Source organism: Bradyrhizobium sp. HKCCYLRH3097, from assembly GCF_051167875.1.
In the GTDB taxonomy this organism is placed as follows: Bacteria; Pseudomonadota; Alphaproteobacteria; order Rhizobiales; family Xanthobacteraceae; genus Bradyrhizobium.
Genome location: NZ_JBNPTX010000005.1, coordinates 337,321 through 358,250, shown reverse-complemented (window position 1 = coordinate 358,250; position 20,930 = coordinate 337,321). Strand labels below are relative to the sequence as shown.

5 protein-coding genes are annotated in these 20,930 nt (G+C 65.3%); all 5 read left to right on the top strand.

Annotated elements, in window-relative coordinates:
* Positions 1–220 precede the first annotated feature (220 nt).
* Positions 221–2,404 (top strand): type I secretion system permease/ATPase, encoded by a 2,184-nt coding sequence (locus tag ACQR0U_RS15530; protein ID WP_315714635.1) that lies wholly within the window; start codon positions 221–223, stop codon positions 2,402–2,404.
* Position 2,405: 1 nt separating this feature from the next.
* On the top strand, positions 2,406–3,740 hold the full coding sequence (locus ACQR0U_RS15525) for an HlyD family type I secretion periplasmic adaptor subunit (RefSeq protein ID WP_315749499.1): 1,335 nt from the start codon (positions 2,406–2,408) through the stop codon (positions 3,738–3,740).
* Between the two features lie 301 nt (positions 3,741–4,041).
* On the top strand, positions 4,042–5,025 hold the full coding sequence (locus ACQR0U_RS15520) for a transglutaminase-like cysteine peptidase (RefSeq protein ID WP_316164502.1): 984 nt from the start codon (positions 4,042–4,044) through the stop codon (positions 5,023–5,025).
* A 113-nt stretch (positions 5,026–5,138) separates the two neighbouring features.
* Positions 5,139–5,456 carry a hypothetical protein gene (locus ACQR0U_RS15515; RefSeq protein ID WP_315714632.1) on the top strand — a complete coding sequence of 106 codons (318 nt, stop codon included), beginning with the start codon at positions 5,139–5,141 and terminating at the stop codon, positions 5,454–5,456.
* Positions 5,457–5,868: 412 nt separating this feature from the next.
* Entirely contained in the window at positions 5,869–20,925 is a 15,057-nt protein-coding gene (locus ACQR0U_RS15510; RefSeq protein ID WP_434872183.1) for a VCBS domain-containing protein, read from the top strand.
* Positions 20,926–20,930: the final 5 nt, after the last annotated feature.

Here is a 20,930-nt window from a genome sequence, read left to right as displayed (position 1 = left end):
CGGCTTTTCACCATACGCATTTACTTTGCGCTGAGTTTGTCGCGAAACACCTGTAAAAATCTCAGAAAAGCCAAGTGCGGGCCAAAGAATTAGGCTAAGGCAAATTATTAGCAAGAAGCAATGGGTGCCGGTCCGCGTTGCTCGGTGGGCCAGATGGATTTCCGAGGCGTCGTTGAACATTCGTCCGACAAGGTTCGAGCTCGAAGAGACGGCGCACGTGATGCCCCAGATGAGCGCAGCCGCACCAGCAGCTGATCCTCTCAGTGACAGTCTGCTTTACCTCGCTGCTCATCACGGCCGCGCCCTGAGCCGCAGCGCGCTGCTGTCCGGATTGCCGCTCGACAGCGGCGTGCTCAGCATCGCGCTCTACGAGCGCGCCGCGCAGCGGGCCGGGCTCGAGGCGCAACTGGTCGAACGGCCGCTGAGCGATATTCCCGCGCTGGTGCTGCCCTGCGTGCTGATGTTTCACGACGGCACCACGCGCATCCTGCTGACGATCGACGAGGCCGCCGGCCGTCTCACCATCGTCGATCCTTCGCGCCGCGAACAGCCGGCGATCGAGCGCTTCGAGGCGGTCGCGGCGCGGTATGTCGGCTTCGCCTATCTGGTGCGGCCCGCCACAATTGCCGATCCGCGCGTGGCGGCAGCCGGTGAAGTGCCGAAGACGCACTGGTTCTGGTCGGTGGTCAGCCGCTTCGGCGCCAATTACGGCCATGTCGCGATCGCCGCGTTCATCGTCAACATCCTGGCGCTGGCCGCGCCCCTGTTCACGATGAGCGTCTACGACCGCGTGATCCCGAACGGCGCGATCCCCTCGCTGGTCGCACTCGGCGTTGGCCTCATGCTGGCCATCGGATTCGACTTCCTGCTCAAGGTGGTGCGCAGCCGCATCATCGACATGACCGGAAAGAAGATCGACGTGGTGCTCGCCGCGAACATCTTCGAGCACGTGATGTCGCTGAAGATGGACAAGCGGCCGCCATCGGTCGGCATCCTCGCCAATCAGCTCCGCGACTTCGATTCGGTGCGCGAGTTCTTCACCTCCGGCACCGTGGTGTCGGCGACGGACATGCTGTTCGCGGTCGTGTTCATCATCGTGCTGTTCATCATCGCCGGTCCCATCGCCTGGATTCCGCTGCTGATGCTGCCGGTGATGATCGCCGTCGGGCTGCTGATCCAGCGGCCGCTCGAACGCGCGATGCGGCAGATGCAGGCGCAATCCGCCGCGCGTCACGGCATTCTCGTGGAATCGCTCAACGGGATGGAGACGGTCCGCGCGGTGGCCGGCGAGAGCCGGGTGCAGACGGTGTGGGAGCGTTCGGTGGCGGCGCAGGCGCGCTCCAGCGAGGACGTCCAGTTCTGGGCCTCGATGGCGATGACAGCGGCGAGCGTCGCGAGCCAGTTCTGCAGCCTGCTGCTGGTCGTCGTCGGCGTGTTCCTGATCCTCGACGGCAAGCTCTCGGTCGGCGCGCTGGTGGCGGCCAACATGCTGTCGGGTCGCGTGCTCGGTCCGATCGCAGGCATCGCCGGCCTGATGACGCGCTTCACCCAGACGACGTCGGCGTTGCGCTCGATCGACCGGCTGATGTCGCTGGACCGTGAGCGTCCGCCGGAGAAGATCTACGTCGCGCGCGAGATCAACCAGGGCCGCATCCAGTTCAAGAACGTCAGCTTCTCCTATCCGGGAAGCCAGACCAAGGCGCTCGACAACGTCTCCTTCGACATCAAGCCCGGCGAGAAGATCGGCATCATCGGTCGCGTCGGCTCGGGCAAGACCACGGTCGGTCGCCTCGCCACCGCGTTCTATCCGCCGACCGAAGGCAGCATCCTGATCGATGGGATCGACATCCAGCAATACGACCCGGCCGATCTGCGCGCCGGCATCGGCTTCGTGCTGCAGGATACCGACCTGTTCTACGGCAAGCTGCGCGACAACATCACGCTCGGCCGTCCGGCGGCGACCGATGAGGAGGTGCTGGAGGCCGCGCGGCTCGCCGGCGTCGAGACCTTCATCGCCGGTCATCCGCAGGGCTACGAGATGATGATCGCCGAAGGCGGCCGCAGCCTGTCGGGCGGGCAGAAGCAGGCGATCGGGCTCGCGCGCGTCCTGATCCGCAAGCCGCGCGTGCTGTTCCTCGACGAGCCGACCGCACATTTCGACGTCCGCAGCGAGGGCGAATTCCTCGAGCGCCTGAAGTCGCTGGCCAAAGGCGAGATGTCCATCATCGTCTCGACCCACCGACCGTCGTTGTTGTCGCTGGTCGACCGCATCCTGGTATTCGACTCCGGCAAGATCGTCGCCGACGGGCCGACCGCGCAGATCCTCACCATGCTGCGTCCGCAGCAGCCCGCGGCGGCGCCGGCCGCGAGCCACGCGGTGAAGCCGGTCCAGGGGACGAGGTGACATGGCGCACAGCGATTTCGCGTTCTCCAACGACATCAGGGCTGCCGTCGAGCTGCGCACGCCGAAGACGGCGCGGATGCTGCTGCTCGCCTCGCTCGGCCTGTTCTTCACCTTCCTGATCTGGGCGCATTTCGCCGTGCTCGACGAGGTCAAGCGCGGCAACGGCAAGGTCGTGCCGTCGCGCCAGACCCAGGTGGTGCAGTCGCTGGAAGGCGGCATCATCGCCGACCTCCTGGTGCAGGAAGGCGCGATCGTCGAGAAGGATCAGCCGCTGGCGCGCATCGAGGACACCAATTTCGCCTCGCAGTTCGGCGAGATCCGCGAGCGCCGCGGCGCGATGGCGGCCCGGGTGATCCGGCTCGCGGCGGAGACCGAGGGCCGCAGCCCGGTCGAGTTTCCCGACGACCTCGTCGCCGACGCCCCGCGCGCGGTGCAGACCGAGCGCGCGGTGTTCGACGCCCATGCACGCAAGCTCGCGCAGGACATCGACGTGGTGCAGCAGCAGGAACAGCAGAAGAGCAAGGAGATCGACGAGCTCAGGGCCACCGAGAAGCGCTTCTCGGAGACGCTGGCGCTGCTCAATCGCGAGCTGGGACTGACCCGCAAGCTGTTCGACCAGAAGGTGGTGCCGGAGATCGAGATGCTGCGCGCCGACCGCCAGGCGACCGACATGCGCGGCCAGCTCGCGGTGGTGCAGGCGAGCATCGTGAAGACCGAGGCGGCGGTGCAGGAGGCGCGCTCGCGCCGGCTCAACATCGTCACCGCCTTCCGCGCGCAGGCCGAAGACGATCTCGCGAAATCCCGCGGTGATCTCGCCGTGCTCGACGAGAACATCAAGTCGGCCCAGGACCGGGTGCGACGCACCGAGCTGCGCTCGCCGGTGCGCGGCATCGTCAACAAGCTCAACGTCACCACCATCGGCGCGGTGGTCGCGCCGGGCGCCAGCCTGATGGAGATCACGCCGCTCGACGACACGCTGCTGGTCGAGGGCCGCATCCGTCCGCAGGACATCGCCTTCATCCGTCCCAACCACGAGGCGGTGGTCAAGCTCAGCGCCTATGATTCATCTGTGTACGGCTCGTTGCACGGGCGCGTCGAGCGCATCAGTGCCGACACGATCACCGATGAGAAGGGCGACAAGAACGAGCGCGGCGAGACCTTCTATCGCGTGATGGTGCGCACCGAGAAGAACCATCTCGGCACCGCCCAGCAGCCGCTTCCGATCCTCCCCGGCATGGTCGCGACCGTGGAGATCCTGACGGGCAAGAAATCGGTGCTGGACTATCTGGTCAAGCCCGCCCGCATGCTGCGTGACGAGGCGCTGCGCGAGCGCTGAGCAGGCGTCCGCGCGAGCGCACCGAAACCCGGGTTCTCCACGAAAGCGCGTGTGACCCAGAATGCCGCTGCGCTCATCCGGGGCGCCCCGTGCGGCGGACAGCGTTGCCAAAATCTGAATCGTTCAAATGCGACGCGATTTGGTCGGCCGTGATTAGTCGCGTTCGCAGCTTGGCGGCGAACATCACCGCGGTTTAACCGGCCCGCAGCAGCGCCGGCCCTATCCCTGATCCGATAACAACCGGGACAGGGATCGACGCGATGACGTCGGCCGATGCCCCGGAGCATACGGGGCGTCACTGATGTTGCGGATCGATCGGCCGCGGGTTCTCCCGCGCGCGCTGGGGCTTGCGCTTGTGTTGTCGGTCGTGGCCGGTTGGGCCGGCGCTGCGTTTGCCGAGACTTCGAATCGTAGATCTCCGCAGGACACCGCGCATGGCGCGCTGCCGGTACCGCCGCCCGTCCGTTTCTTCACCATCAATGCCGTGCTTGCCAAGCATGACGGCCTGCGTCGCGCCGCCTCCGCTGCTGTGGAAGTCGCATCGACCGACCCGGCCGGGCCTGCGGGATCAGTCAGCGACGCTCCGCAGGGACCCGCGGTCGCGACTCCCAGCGACGAGCCGTTCGGCCTGATGACGTTCCGCGCACCCGAGGGTGTGCTGTGGGTGAAGTGGCGTGGCATTCAGGGCGCGATGGCGAGCGAGCGGATCTCGGTCGAACGTTGCAACCGCGATGACGCGCGCTGCTCGGCCTCGGAGCGCCTTTTCGTCGCGCTGACCCGGTCGGCGTCTGCGGCGAGCGACGGCCGCACGCGCGCGGAAATGATCAATCGTGGCGTCAACCAGGCGGTGCGCTACGTCAGCGACGATCAGCAACACGGCCTGCCGGACGTCTGGAGTTCGCCACTGCAGACCTTGCGCAGTGGACTCGGTGACTGCGAAGACTACGCGATTGCCAAATACGCGCTGCTGCTGGCGGCGGGGACGCCCGAATCGGATCTCAAGCTGCTGCTGGTCCGAGACCTCGCCGTGCGGCAGGATCACGCCGTCGTCGCCGTGCGGCTCGACGGCAAATGGTCCGTGCTCGACAACCGGCGGGCCGCTCTGATGGAAGGCCGCGATCTGCAGTCCTTCATGCCGTTGTTTGCCATCGATCACCGCGGCGTCAGCCTGTTCGCTGCGCCCTATGCCGAGCGGCCGCACCACGAAAGCGAGAGCGACGTCACGCCGGCGGCGGAGGCCGACATCGGCGGTGGCGGGAATCCGGGGCGGCCGCTGCTGCTCTGAATGTCGCAGGTGGACGGCTTGTAGCCGAGGTCATTTGCGGTCTTAATGCGCGCAGGGAAGCTGGCGAGCAGGGGGCCGCGGTGAATATCAAGCAAGTCATGGTTTGCGGGGCATTGGCCCTGTCGGCGATCGGTGGATTCATCGGCGGTGCACAGGCTCACGCGGTGATGCTGCCGGGCGCTGCGTTTTCGATCGCCTGCGAGAATGGCGGCAGCTACGTGCTGCGCTCTCGTCCCGTGCTCGCGCCGGGCGAGATCGTTACCGCGCAACTCTACCTCCATCCTCACCGTGCGATTCCGGTCCGTCTCGTCCCGATGGGCGACGGCTATCGCTATGCGGGCCGCGGCGTGTGGCTCGATGGCATCGGTGACCAGGCATTGTTGTATTTCCGCAAATACGAACCGGTGGCCTGCGTGGTCAGTCGCATCTGAGGCAATCTGCCGCGACTTCGACGCTCCTCAAGAATAGTTCCTGCCTTTCGCAAATAATTCGCGAGAGGCCGGTTCCATTTCGGCCGTTTCATGGCGGCAAGCTTTTATTCCCAACAGCGTGCGTGTTGTTCCCCAAGTATTGTGTGATCGAATAACTGCCAATTAGCAGTAATTCTCCCGGCCCTGCCTCCATTTATTCTTGTCGTTCCGCCCCTGCCGCGCGGGGGACGGAAGCATAGGCACAGCCTTGTTTCCCTTCATAAATGCCGCTGCACTTGACTGCATTTACCCAAAGTCCCTAAAGTCCGATTAACAAGAACCGGTAATATTGACCCGTATTCTCGTTTAATAATAGTTTAACGATTAGAAATGGGGCGCCACCAAAACGCCCCATATTTGGAGGTTTTGGCGCATGAATGCTCCTGTCCTGCTGGCCCAGTTGACCGGCACGTCCACGCAGCCATCCAGCGCCTCGGCCAAGCACCTCAAGATCGGGAAACCGCCGGGCAATCAAGCCGTTACGATTCATCTCGACGGCCAGAGCCAGATCGATTTCAGCGATATCGCCAGCGAGCGGCTGACCTTCGTCAAGATCGGCGACCGCCTGATCATCCTGTTCGACAATCAGTCGACGGTCTCGATCGACCCGGTTTTCGACGCCAACGGCGCCCCGCTGAAGGACGTCAGCTTCGAAGTCGGCCCCGACCGAATCATCAATGGCGATCAGTTCGCCGAGTTGTTTCCGATCACCACCGACCAGTCGGTGCTGCCCGCCGCGGGTACGCCCGGTGCGCCCGGCGTGCCTGCCGGCGCGAACTTCGGGACGTTCAAGGTCGACCCGCTGACCGTCGGCACGCCGCTCGGGCTGCTGGGACCCGAGGACTCCACCACCAAATTCGGCGACAACCCGGTCACGCCGAATCCGACGCCAATCGCCGGCGTTGCCGACAGCGTGGTGCTCAACGAGGACGGCCTGTCCGAAGGCCGGCCCGGCGGCAGCGGCGACATCGGCGGCGTGGTGACGAGCTTCACCGGTTCGCTGAACGTCGACTTCGGCACCGACGTGATCGGCCGCGCCTTTGCGTTCGCGGCGTCACAGCCTGGTCTTGCCGGGCTGACGTCCGGCGGCCAGGAGGTGCATTTTGCGATCACCACGGTCAACGGCCAGCCGGAACTGATCGGCTATATCGGCAGTGATCCTTCGATCGTCGCCAACCAGGTCTTCACCGTCACGCTCGACGCCAACTCGACGATCGCGGGGACCTACACGGTTACGCTGCTGCAGCCGCTCGATCATCCGGTCTTCGGCACCGAAGACACGCTGAACCTCACCATCAACGTCATCGCCATCGACGGCAGCGGCGACACCGCGCCGGTGACGATCGTGATCGGCGTCAACGACGATTCGCCGGTCGCCGGCACCGTCGAGGCGATCAATGTCGCCGAGCACACCGGCGGCGGAAGCGAAGGCGGCGGCGAGAGCGAGCTCGTCGCCAAGGTCGTGGGCGGCGACGGCTTCGAGCCGTCCACCGCGAGCGTGGACCTCAACATCGGCTGGGGCGCCGACAACGGCAACAGCAAGGTCGATGGCGGCTCCAACGGCACCGTGGTCGACGGCGACCGCTCGCTGGTGTTCGATGCGTCCGAGATCGCGACCTTGCAGGCGCTGGGCCTGACCTCGAACGGCGAGGCCATCTCCTACACGCTGTCGGCCAACGGCACCGAGATCATCGCGACCGCGGGCGAGGGTGAGGGCGCACGCACCATCTTCACCGTGTCGCTGTCCGACACCGGCTCCGGCAGCGCCACCTTCACGCTGTCCGACAATATCGACCACAACGGCGCCAACGACGCCTCGCTGCCGCTGACCTTCAAGGTGGTTGCGACCGACGCCGACGGCGACCCCGTCAACAGCGCCTTCACCGTCAACGTCGCGGATGACGGCCCGAGCTTCGGCGAGAAGCCGAGCTATTCGGTGGTCGACGAAGACGGGCTCGGCAATGCCGGCAACAGCTACGCCGACGGCCATGATGCCTATGGCGAAGACCTGACGGTCACGGATACGCTCGGAATCCGCTGGGGCTCCGACGACGCCAACAACAATGTCGACGGCGGCATCAACGGAACGCCGGTCAATGGCGACCGCGCCGTCACCTTCGCCGCGAACGTGGCGGCCTCGCTCGAGGCAAAGGATCTGACCTCAGACGGCTTTGCCCTGCGCTACGAGGTGTCGGGGAACGGCACCGTGCTGACCGCCTATCGCTATGATGCCGCGCACGAGACCTATGTCGACGCCAACGGCAAGCCGCTGGAAGGCGAGGGCCTGTCGGGCGCCGTGGTGTTCACGGTGTCGCTGTCAGACCAGGGCCATGGCTCCTATACCTTCGCGCTGTCGGGCAACCTGGATCACCCGGTGCACGGCACCGAGGACGACATCACCCTCAACATCGGCTTCGTCGCGACCGATTCCGATGGCGATGCCATCACTGATACCTTCACGGTGAAGGTCAATGACGACGCACCGAGCTTCGGCGAGAAGCCGAGCTATTCGGTGGTCGACGAGGACGGCCTCGGCAACGCCGGCAACAGCTACAAGGACGACGGCGACGCCTATGGCGAAGACCTGAAGGTCACCGATACGCTCGGCATCCGCTGGGGCGCCGACAGCGCCAACAGCCATGTCGATGGCGGCATCGATGGCACGCCGGTCAACGGCGACCGCGCCGTGACCTTCGCGGCCGACGTGGTCGCGACGCTCGACGCCCAGAATCTCACCTCGAACGGCTTCGGTCTCACCTACGTCGTGTCCGAGAACGGCACGCTGCTGACCGCCTATCGCTATGACGCCGAGCACGAGACCTATGTCGGCGCAGACGGCAAGCCGACGGATTCGGCCCACGCGACGGTGTTCACCGTGGCGCTGTCCGATCAGGATCACGGCTCCTACACGTTCGAGCTGAAGGGCAATCTCGATCACCCGGTGTACGGCACCGAGGACGACATCACGCTCAACATCGGCTTCGTCGCCACCGATTCCGACGGCGACGCAGTCACCGACAGCTTCACCCTGAAAGTCAACGACGACGCGCCGGTGTTCGGCGATGCGCCGAGCGCTGGCGTGGTCGACGAGGACGGACTCGGCAATGCCGGCGACAGCTATGCGCAAGGCAGCGACGTCGCCGGCGCCGATCTCACGGTAACCAAGACGCTCGCGATCCTGTGGGGTGCCGATAGCGCCAACAGCCATGTCGACGGCGGCATCGATGGCGCCCCGGTCAAGGGTGATCGCGCCGTCACTTTCGCCGCCGACACCGTTCCCTCGCTCGAGGAACTGGGGCTGACGTCGAACGGGATTGCGCTGAGCTATCAGGTCTCCGAGAACGGCACGCTGCTGACCGCCTATCGCTACGACGCCGCCCACGAGACCTATGTCGACGCGAACGGCAAGCCGACGGAGGACCTCGCCAGCGCCACGGTGTTCACCGTCTCGCTGTCGGATCAGGACCAGGGCTCCTACACGTTCAATCTCACCGGCAATCTCGATCATTCGGTCCACGGCAGCGAGGATAATCAAGGGCTGTATTTCGGCTTCGTCGCCACCGATTCCGACGGCGACGCAATCCACGGCAGCTTCAATGTCGAGGTCAACGACGACGCTCCGGTGTTTGGAGAGCGCGTCAGCTACTCCGTGGTCGACGAGGATGGTCTCGGCAATCCCGGCAACTCCTATTCGGACGGCAAGGACGCAGCCGGCGCCAATCTGACGGTGACCGATTTCCTCGGCATCCGTTGGGGCGCCGACAGTGCCAACAGCCATGTCGACGGCGGCATCAACGGTACGCCGGTCAATGGCGACCGCGCCGTCACCTTTGCCTCCGACGTGATCTCGACGCTCACCGGCCAGCATCTGACGTCGAACGGCGTCGCGCTGACCTACACCGTGTCCCCCGACGGCACGCTGCTGACCGCTTACCGCTACGATGAAGCGCATCACACCTACGTCGACGGCGAGGGCCATGCCACCGGTGATCCGGCCAAGGCTGCGGTGTTCACGGTGTCGCTGTCCGACCAGGGGCAGGGGTCCTACAGCTTCACGCTGATCGACAATATCGATCATCCGGCCCACAACACCGAGGACGACGTCACGCTCACCCTCGGCTTCGTCGCCACGGATTCGGATGGCGATGCGGTCTCCGACACCTTCACGGTCAAGATCAACGACGACGCGCCGGTGCTGAACCGGGAGATTGCGACCGGCGTGGTCGATGAGGACGGGCTCCCGACCGGGCTCGCGGGCGGGTCTGGCGACGTCCCCGGCCAGAACACCGTCGCAACGGGCGATCTCGGCATCTCCTGGGGCAGCGACAGCGCCAACAATCTCGGCAATGTCGGGATCACCGGTGCGTCCCCGGTGAACGGCGACCGCGCCGTCACCTTCGCGTCCGACGCCACCACCACGCTCGCCGCGCAGCACCTGACCTCGAACGGCGTCGCGTTGACCTACGACGTCAGCGAAGGCGGCACGTTGATCACGGCCTACCGCTTCGATGGACAGCATTACATCGACGGCAACGGCAACTGGACCGGCAACAAGGCCAATGCCGCCGTGTTCACGGTGAAGCTGTCCGACCTCGATTCCGGATCCTACAGCTTCACGCTGCTCGACAATCTCGACCACCCGGTGCCCAACACCGAGGACAGCATCGCGCTGACATTGAAATACGTCGCCACGGATTCCGACGGCGACCAGGTCAGCGGCACGTTCAAGGTCAGCGTCAACGACGACAGCCCGGAGGCGCATACCGGGACGGCCAAGAGCATCAGCGAAGCTGATCTCAACGCTGGCGGTGGCGATTGCGGCCCCGATTTCGGCGGTCACGATTTCGGCGGTCACGATGGCGGCAGCCGCGATCCCCAGGTGACCGGCGCGCTCAACATCAAATGGGGTGCCGACAACAACGACAGCGGCGCCGCCGATCGCTCGGTTCGCTTCGCCAATACGTCCAACGCCGCCGACGACGTCCATGTGACCAACGGCAGCGACGTCGGCCTCAGTGGCCTGACGTCGGACGGTCAGCAGGTGAAATACGCCTTCGATCATGGCGCGCTGGTCGGCTACACCGGCAACAGCCTCAATTCCGGTCAGCGCGTGTTCGAGGTCTCGCTCGATGACGACGGCACCGGCACCTACACCTTCAAGCTGCTCGGCAATCTCGATCATCCGGCCGGGCAGGAGAGCAACGTCGTCAAGCTGACCTTCGATTACACCGCGACCGATTCCGACGGCGATTCGAGCAGCAGCACGTTCACCGTCACCGTGGTCGACGACGTCCCGACGATCGGACACGCCGAGAGCGAGACCGTCAGCGAAGCCAACCTGCCGACCGATCTCTATGACGTCCTGTTCCCGGATTCGCCGTACTCGACGGTGCAGACCGGCCGTCTCGCGATTTCCTGGGGCGCCGACGACAATGATTCCGGCGCGACCAACAACCGCTCGGTGGCGTTCTTCAACACGACCGCACCGGACGGGCTCACGTCGAACGGCTATGCGGTCAGCTATGTGGTCTCGTCCGACGGCACCACGCTGAGCGCGGTCACCACCGATCACCGCACCGTTTTCACCGTCACGCTGAGCGATGACGGCGACGGCAGCTACAAGTTCACGCTGCTCGACAACCTCGATCATGGCAAGTCGGGCACCGACAGCCTGGCGCTGAGCTTCGGCTTCAAGGCCACCGATTCCGACGGCGACAGCGCCGCGAGCAGCTTCACGGTGGCGGTGACGGACGACGTCCCGACCGTCGGCTGCCCCGAGGACGAGACCGTCAGCGAGGCCAGCCTGCCGACCGACGGCTACGACACCAGCCATCCGGATGCATCGAACTCGACGGTCCAGACCGGCAGCCTCGACATCTCCTGGGGCGCCGACGACAACAATACGGGTGTCGGGCACAACCGCGCGGTGGCCTTCACGACCGCCGCCGGCGCCGCGGGCCTGACCTCCGACGGCTCGGCGATCAGCTACACGATCTCCGGCGACGGCACCTTGCTGACGGCGGTCACCGCGGATCACCGCACCGTCTTCACGATCCAGTTGTCCGACAGCGGCGATGGAAGCTACAAGTTCACGCTGTACGACAACATCGACCACCCGGCGTCCGGCCAGAACGATGACAGCCTGCCGCTGACGTTCGGCTTCAAGGCCACCGATTCCGACGGCGACAGCGTCACCAGCAGCTTCAAGGTCACGGTGCTCGACACCGCGCCGGTGGCGGCGGCCGGCGATGCCAGGACCGTTGACGAGGACGATCTGCCGGGCGGCACCGATGTCTCCAAGGAGCCGACCGCGGTCAGCGGCGACCTCAACATCAGCTGGGGCTCCGACGACAGCAACAAGACCTCGGGCGGCGGGCTCGGCGACCGCTCGGTCAGCTTCCGCTACACGAGCGCAGGCGCGAATGTCGACGCCGAGGACAGCGCAGGCCGCAACCTGGCGCTGACGTCGGACGGCCAGACGGTGAAGTACAGCTTCGAGAATGGCGTGCTGGTCGGCTACGCCGGCAGCGATCTCGCCCACGGCACCCGCGTGTTCGAAGTGTCGCTGAGCGACCAGAACGACGGCTCCTACAGCTTCAAGCTGCTCGGCACCCTCGATCATCCCGCCGGCAGCGGCGAGAACATCGTCAAGCTGTCCTTCAGCTTCACGGCGACCGATGGCGACGGCGACACGTCCAGCAACAGCTTCACCGTCTCGGTCAAGGACGACGTGCCGGTGCTCGGTTCGCCGACCGCAGCGACGGTGACCGAGAACACCACCGGATCCGCCGGGGCGGAGGTGTTCCAGACCCAGACCGCGTCCAATGTCGCGCTCAACATCAATTGGGGCGCGGACGACAACAATTCGGGCGCGGCCAATCGCAGCGTCGCGTTCGATAGCGCGATCCATACCGGCGACGTGGTCAAGACCACCGGCGCAGGCAGCCCGACGCTGACGTCGAACGGCACGGCGGTGCAGTTCATCCGCGTGTCGGACACCGAGATCTGGGGCGTCGCCAACGACAATGGCGGCCAGCTCACGACGAACGACCGCAAGGTGTTCCACATCACGCTGTCCGACGACGGCTCCGGCAGCTACACCTTCGAGCTCCTGGACAATGTCGATCACGTCGGCTCGGGCCAGACCAATGCACTGTCGCTGAAGCTCGGCTTCACCGCGACCGATGCCGATGGCGATACCGCCTCCGGCGGCAACTTCACCGTCACCATCAATGACGACAACGGCCGGCCCGCGATCGGCACGGCTGATGCCGGGACCGTCGACGAGGATGGGCTTTCCGGCGGCAACACCGGAGCGGCCACCGGCGACGTCGCCGGTGCCAATGTCACGGCCAACGGCTCGTTGGCGATCTCCTGGGGCGCCGACGACAACAACAGCGGCAGCGTGAACCGCGCGGTCGCGTTCAGCGGCATCACCAACGGCCAGAACGCCACTTCGGACGCGGGCTCGCTGACGGTCGAGGGCGTCCAGGTCAAGCTCTGGGTCGTCGGTAATACGGTCTATGGCTACACCGGCAGCAATCCGACCAACGGCAACCCGCCGTCGGTGGCCAGCCAGGTGTTCAAGGTCTCGCTCGATGATTCCGGTGCAGGCAGCTACAGCTTCACGCTGCTGAAGCACGTCGATCATCCGGCCGGCCAGAACGAGAACGACGTCAAGCTGACCTTCGGCTTCACCGCCACCGATGCGGATGGCGACAGCGCCAGCTCGTCATTCGCCGTGACGATCGACGACGACACCCCCGTCGCGACCGCGACGGTGTTGAGAGCGGCGGTCTACGAGAGCGAGCTGCCGAACGGAACGGTAGTGACCGCGACCGGCAACCATGGCGGCGACCTCAACGGCGACGGCAACGGCAACGATTCCTACTTCACCGGCAATCTGAGCTCGCTGGTGTCGTTCGGCGCCGACAGGCCCGGCACCTACACGGTCGAGAAGACCAACCTCGCGCCCGAGCTGCTGTCGCTGACGTCGGGCGGCGTGGCGCTGACCTACAGCATCGGAGTCGACAACACGCTGATCGCCAAGGCTGGCAGCGTCACGATCTTCGAGTTCCAGGTCGATGCCAACACCGGCCAGTATTCGTTCCGTCTGAAGGGCGCGCTGGACCATGTCGGCACCGGCCATGACAACACGCTGACGCTCGACCTGTCGACGGCGGTGACCGCCACCGATTCCGACGGCGATTCCGTTGCGCTGCACGATCAGATCATCATCACCGTCAACGATGACAGCCCGCAGTCGCAGGACGTCGACACCGTCGCGATCTCGGAGGCAGCCGGCAGCGTCTCGACCGGCGCGGTCGATCTGCGCATCACCTATGGGGCCGATGGCGACAGCTCCGGTCCGTCGGTGACCTTCCTCGGCGCGTCGCCGGTGCGCGTCTACGATGCGGCCGACCACCAGCTCTCCGGGCTGACCTCGCTCGGCTTCGGCCTGACCTATGTGATGTCGGCGGATCACACGACGCTGACCGCCTATCGCATGAGCGGTGGCAGCTATATCGGGCAGAATGGTCTGGTGACGGGCAACGCGGCTGATGCGGCCGTGTTCACGGTGACGCTGTCGGAGACCGGCACCGGCTCCTACAACTTCACCTTGCTGCAGCCGCTCGATCACCCCGCGCCGATCGGGACCTCGAGCGCGGCCGACCAGTATCTCGACATCAATTTCGCCTTCGCGGTCGAGGATCGCGACCATGACGTCTTCACCAACAATTTCACCGTCCGGGTCGATGCTGCCGGCACGGTGACGACGACTCGCTATGACGCGCCGAACTCGCCGGTGTTCGTCAATCTCGGCGATACCTCGGCGACGGTCCTCGGCGAGACGGTCGGGGCTCACAGCGTGACCGACCGCGCCGCGGTGACCGACAAGGTGGTCGGCACCGACAAGCTCGGCGGCGTGACCGAGGCCCACGGCTCAAATGGCGACGACATTCTGGTCGGCGGCAACGGCGTGGGCGGCGATGTCCTGTATGGCGGCGCCGGCAACGACATCATCATCGGCGGAGGAGGTGGCGACCGGCTGTTCGGCGGCGCCGGCAACGACACCTTCCTCTACACGGTGGGCGACGGCAGCGACGTCATCGACGGCGGCTCGGAGTCTGGCACGACCTTTCCGAACTACGACGTGCTCGCGATCACGGGCGATGGAAATGCGCGCAATTTCACCATCGGCAAGACCTCGACCGGCACCGAGATCAATCCGACGCTGAATGATCCCTCCGCCAGCAACGCCACCGACATTCTGGTGCGCTATGACGGTCCGAACGGAGCGACCATCCGCGCCGACGAGATCGAGCGCATCACGATCACCGGCGGCACTGCCAGCGACACGGTGACGATCACCGATATCAGCGGCACCGCGATCGCGCCGTCGACCATCGTGTTCAACGGTGGCTCCGGTAACGACACGCTGGATCTCTTCCGGTTTGCCGGCAACACCAGCGTTGTGTCCGACGGCGGATCTGACACCGACACCGTGAAGTTCGGCTTCAAGTTCGCCGAGGCGACCTACACCAAAGTGTTCGCCACCGACGGCGTGACGCTGATCGGCGTGCAGGTCACCCACAACGGCCTGACCGATACGTTCACGAACTATGAGAGCTTTGCCTTCACCGACGGCACGCGCACGCTGACCGGCGTCTTCAACACGCCGCCGGTGGCTCATGACGACGCGGTGCAAGCGAGCGAGGACAGCCCGCTCACGGTCAACGCGCTGCTCAGCCTGCTCAACAACGACACCGACGTCGACAACAACACCTTGACCGTCAGCGGCGTGTCGAACGCGACGCACGGCACCGTTTCGCTCTCCAACGGCAATCCGGTGTTCACGCCGGACAAGAACTTCTCCGGCGTTGCCGGCTTCGATTACACGGTCAGCGACGGCGATGGCGGGACCGCGACCGCGCATGTCACGGTCGACGTCGCACCGAAGGCGGACGCGCTGACGCTGGGCTTCATGGATCTCGGCCCGGCCTCGGGTGCCGAGGACACCACGATCAACCTGAAGCTCATCAGTGCCGCCGTCACCGACACCGACGGCTCCGAAAGCCTGCGGCTGCTTATTACAGGTTATCCGGCCGGCGCGACCTTCTCGGTCGGCCATGCCGGAACCGGCGCTGACGCCGGCAAGTGGGTGATCGATAGCGCCGCCGCGATCGCCGCGTTCGACAGCCATCCGCTGCAGATCACGCCGCCCGCGAATTACAACGGCACGTTCTCGCTGTCGGTGGTCGCGGAGGTTACCGACCAGGCTACGTTGTCGGACGGCAACGTCCACACCGACGTCGTCAACACCGCACTGCAGACGATCGATGTCACGGTGACCCCGGTCAACGACGCGCCGCAGATCCATGCGCCGACGCAGGTGACGACGAACGAGGATACGCCATTTGCCTTCACCGGCGCGAACGCGTTCTCCTTCTCCGATGCGGACGGCGATGTCGTCGAGTCCGTGAGGTTCGACATCTCCGGCGGCACGTTCGCGATACCGTCTCTCGGCGTCTACAACGCCAGCCAGACGCTCTCGATGAGCGGGTTCAAGATCAGCGACCTGAACACCTATCTGGCGTCGGCGGTGTTCACGCCATCAGCCGACAACGACGCGACGGGATCGGTCACGATCACCATCAACGACAACGGCAATGTCGGCGGCGGCAATCTGAGCGCGACGCAGACGATCACGATCAACATCAACCCGATCGAGGATGCTCCCACGGCCGTGGATGACACGGCCAGCGTGAACGAGGACACGACGCTGACCGTGTCCAATCCGCTGCAGGGCGTTCTGCACAACGACCGCGACCCGGATACGGGCGACACGCTGAGCGTGGTGGCGGGTGACTTCACGACGGCCAAGGGCGGCACGATCCATTTCAATGCCGACGGCACCTATGTCTACAAGCCCAAGGCCGACTTCTATGGCGCGGATACCGTGGATTACACGGTGCGTGATGCGGCCGGACAGACGGACACCGGCACGCTGACGATCAACGTGGCGCCGGTGAACGATGCGCCGGAGATCCATGCCCCGACGCATGTGACGGCCAATGAAGGCGCCTCGTTCGCCTTCACCGGAGCGAACGCGATCACCTTCTCCGACGCGGACGGCGATGTCGTCGAGTCCGTGAGGTTCGACATCTCCGGCGGCACGTTGTCCATTCCGTCGCTCGGCGTCTTCAACGCTGAACAGACGCTCTCGATGAGCGGGTTCAAGATCAGCGATTTGAACACCTATCTGGCCTCTGCCATCTTCACCCCGAACAGCGACCATCCGGGGTCGGTCACGATCACCATCAACGACAACGGCAATGTCGGCGGCGGCAATCTGAGTGCCACCCAGACCGTCAGCGTCGAGGTCATCCCCGCCAACCACCCGCCGGTGGCGAACTCCGACACCCATGCGGTGCTCGAGGATGACACGCTCAACATCTCAGTTGCGAATGGCGTCATCCGCGGCTCGACCGGCGGCTCGGTGGCCGACAGCGACGTCGACAACCCCGTCAGCTCGCTCGTCGTGTCCGGCGTCGTGGCTGGCACCGGCAGCGTGACGCAGGGGGCGGGCGTCGGCACCTCGATCGAGGGCGCCTACGGCCATCTGACGCTGAATTCGGACGGCTCCTACACCTATGTCGCCGACAAGGCCGATGCGCTGGCGGCGGGCGTGCCCGCGGTGGACACCTTCACCTATACCGACAAGGATCCGTCGGGCGCGGTGTCGAACACCGCGACGCTCAAGATCACGGTCACCGGCGTCAACGACGCGGCCGTGATCAGCGGTGACGCCACCGGCACCGTCGCCGAGGAGGGCGGCATCGCCAACAGCCAGAGCAGCCCGCTCTACGGCATCGCCCGCGGCGACCTCAATGCGACCGACGTCGACGGGCACAACGATGTGTGGCAGGCGACGTCCTCGAACACGGCCAACGGCTACGGCTGGTACGACATCGGCAGCGATGGCAGGTGGACCTACGGCATCTATAACAACGACCCGAGAATCCAGGCGCTGAAGGAAGGCGAGACCACGCTGACCGACAGCTTCACCGTCTACACCGAGGACGGCACCGCCAAGACGGTGACGATCCAGATCATCGGCAACAATGACGCGCCGACCCTGCAGAACGCGCTGGCGGACCGCAGCTCGGCCGAAGATCAGCCGTTCAGCTTCACCATCCCGTCGAACACGTTTGCCGATGTCGATGGCCGCTTCGATGGCACCGCGAACCCGCTGACGCTGTCGGCGAACCTCAGCGACGGCAGCAACCTGCCGGCGTGGTTGCACTTCGACGCCACGACCGGCACCTTCAGCGGCACCCCGCCGGCCAATTTCGCAGGCACGGTCAACGTCACGGTCTACGCCAGCGACGGCGAATATGCCGTCTCGGACGCCTTCACGCTGACCATCACGCCGGTCAATGACGGCGCTGCGAGCGTGACGGTGTCGGGCACGGCGACGCAAGGTCAGACGCTGACCGCCAATCTCGGCAGCGATCCGGATGGTGCCGCGTCGAACGTCGTCTATCACTGGCTGCGCGACGGCGCCGTCATCAACGGCGCGACGGGCTCGACCTACACGCTGGGCTCCAACGACGTCGGCCACAAGATCTCGGCCAACGTCACCTACACCGACGGCCAGGGCTTTGCCGAGAACGTGACCAGCGGCCAGACCGGCTCGGTCACGGCGCCGAACCACGCGCCGACCTTCGGGGCGGGAACGACCACGGCAAGCGTCACGGAGGACGCCTCCTATGCGGCGCCGAGCGGCAACCTGATCCAGAACGGCTCGTTCGGCTACTACAACGGCAACTTCTACACGCTGGATGCGTGGACGGTCGGGGGCGCCCATGCCGTCACCGTCGTGGGCGGCCGCACGGACGGCGGCTCGGCCGATTTCTACGGCGCATCGAGCTCGATGAGCCAGACCATCAGCACCGTCGTCGGCGTGACCTATACCGTCGACTTCTACGTGATGACCTACGGCACGGCCGTGACATCAGCCGTTGATGGAACAACCCTTCTGACGACGAGCGCCTGGAACTTTGGCTGGACGGAGCAGACCTACCAGTTCACCGCGACCTCGACGTCGACCACCATCAAGTTCGCGAGCGGCGGCGGCGCCGTCATCGACGACATCTCGGTGCAGCCCAGCACGGTCGTGACACCGGGAGTGGAGCAGGCGTCCGGCGCGATCGCCTTCACCGACGTGGACGGCGATGCCCAGACCGTGACCTACACGACACCGGCCGGCAGCAACTACTACGGCTCGTTCAGCGCCACGGTCGACAATACCGGCCACAAGGTGAACTGGACGTTCGCCGTCAATGACGCCGACATCCAGTCGCTGCGCGCCAGCGACCATATCGATCAGACCTATACGGTGAAGATCGATGACGGTCACGGCGGGACGACGATGCAGACCGTCACCGTTACGGTGAACGGCGTCAACGATGCGGCGTCGATCGCGGGCATGGCAAGCGGTGCGGTCAAGGAGGACGCCACGCTGACGGCAGGCGGGACCCTGACGGTCACCGACGTCGATAGCGGAGAAGCCCAGTTCCAGACGCCGACTTCGCTGGCGGGGACGTATGGCACCTTCACCTTCAATGCGGTGACGGGCGACTGGGGCTATACGCTGAACAATTCGGCTGCCAACGTGCAGGCGCTCAACAATGGCGACGTCAAGCATGACACGCTGACGGTGAAGTCGGTCGACGGCACGGCCAGCCAGGTCATCGACGTGACCATCAGCGGCACGAATGAGCCCGCGCCGTTGGCCGTGGTGGACACCACGAGCGCCGACGGACGCTATGCGCTGTCGAAAAACAGCGACTCGCCGAACGTGATCAGCCTGGATGCGGCGACGCTGTTCTCAGGCGGAACGGGGACGGTCACCTACACCTACAGCCTCGTCTACAGCTCGACCGGCGACGACAGCTGGATCCACCGGACCGGCAATCAGTTCACCGGAGATCCGAGCAACAACGACGCGGGCCTGTATGTCTACAAGGTCACGGCCACCGATTCGGTATCGTCCGTATCGACCTATCTGGCCTTCAACGCGCTCGACAATGGTGCGCTCAACCTCACCATCAACTCGCTGTCGGACAAGTCGTGGGTGGTCGGCTCGGCCCCGTGGCTGTCCGGCTACAGCGCCAACGACGGCGACGCGATCACCGCCACGGTCGACAACCCGCTCGAGGCCAATGCCAACAACGGCTACGACGTGATGATCGGGTCGGGCGGCGGCAACAACTTCAACGGCGGCGCCGACGACGACGGCATCTACGGCCTCGGCGGCAACGACACGCTGCTCGGCGGCGCCGGCAACGACTACATCAACGGCGGCGCCGGCAACGACTCCATCCGGGGCGGCAGCGGCAACGACGTCACCATCGGCGGCTCCGGCAACGACACCTTCTATTGGGGCGTCAACGACGGCGTCGACACCGTCGACGGCGGCATCGGCACCGACACGTTCGTCATCGAGGGGACGTCGTCGCAGGATCTGATCTATGTCACGGTTGCCGGCGGCGTGATCACCGACGTCAACGGAACCAAGCTCAGCAATATCGAGGCCGTGACCGCCGATCTCGGCGGCAGCAGCAGCGATACGCTGACCTACATCACCAGCGAGGACGTGACGGTCAATCTCGGTGCCGGCACGGCCACCGGCTTCAGCTCGATCGCCAATATCGAGCGCGTGACCGGCGGCTCGGGCGACGACATCCTGATCGGCAGCAGTGCTGCCAACGCGATCAATGGCGGCGACGGCGACGATATCATCCGCGGCGGTGGCGGCAACGACACCATCGATGGCGGGGCAGGGATCGACCTGCTCGACTTCTCGGATGCGACGGCCGGTTTTACGTTGACGCTGACTCAAAGCTCGACCGCCACGAATGTGTCCATTCCTGGTCTCGGCACGGACAGCTACAAGAATATGGAAGGCGTGATCGGTTCGAACTACAATGATACGATCAATGGATCGGGCAGCGCTGACGTTCTCATCGGCGGCGCCGGCTCCGACCAGCTCACGGGCAACGGCGGCTCCGACACGTTCAAGTGGAACGCCGGTGATCTCGCCGGTGGCGGGCTCGACACCATCCTGGACTTCCAGACCGGCACCTCCGGCGACGTCATCGACCTCTCGGGCCTCTTGTCCAGCGTGTCCGGCAACCATGCCGACGCGGTGCGCTTCGTCGACAGCGGCGGGCACACCAGCCTGGCCTCGGCCAATGGCAGCGGCGTGCTGAACAACGGCGACCTGACGCTGCAGGTCAATACCGGCTCCGGCTGGAGCAATGTGGCGACCATCAAGGACACCGGCACCAACCTTACGGGTGGCGACGACGTCATCAAGATGATCCTCGACAACAGCCACGCCCAGACGCAGGTCCACGTCTGATCCCG

Excerpts from the sequence above, each read along its gene's own strand:
- ACQR0U_RS15510 (WP_434872183.1), top strand. The coding sequence starts at position 5,869 with ATGAATGCTCCTGTCCTGCTGGCCCAGTTGACCGGCACGTCCACGCAG.
- ACQR0U_RS15520 (WP_316164502.1), top strand. The coding sequence starts at position 4,042 with ATGTTGCGGATCGATCGGCCGCGGGTTCTCCCGCGCGCGCTGGGGCTT.
- ACQR0U_RS15525 (WP_315749499.1), top strand. The coding sequence starts at position 2,406 with ATGGCGCACAGCGATTTCGCGTTCTCCAACGACATCAGGGCTGCCGTC.
- ACQR0U_RS15530 (WP_315714635.1), top strand. The coding sequence starts at position 221 with ATGCCCCAGATGAGCGCAGCCGCACCAGCAGCTGATCCTCTCAGTGAC.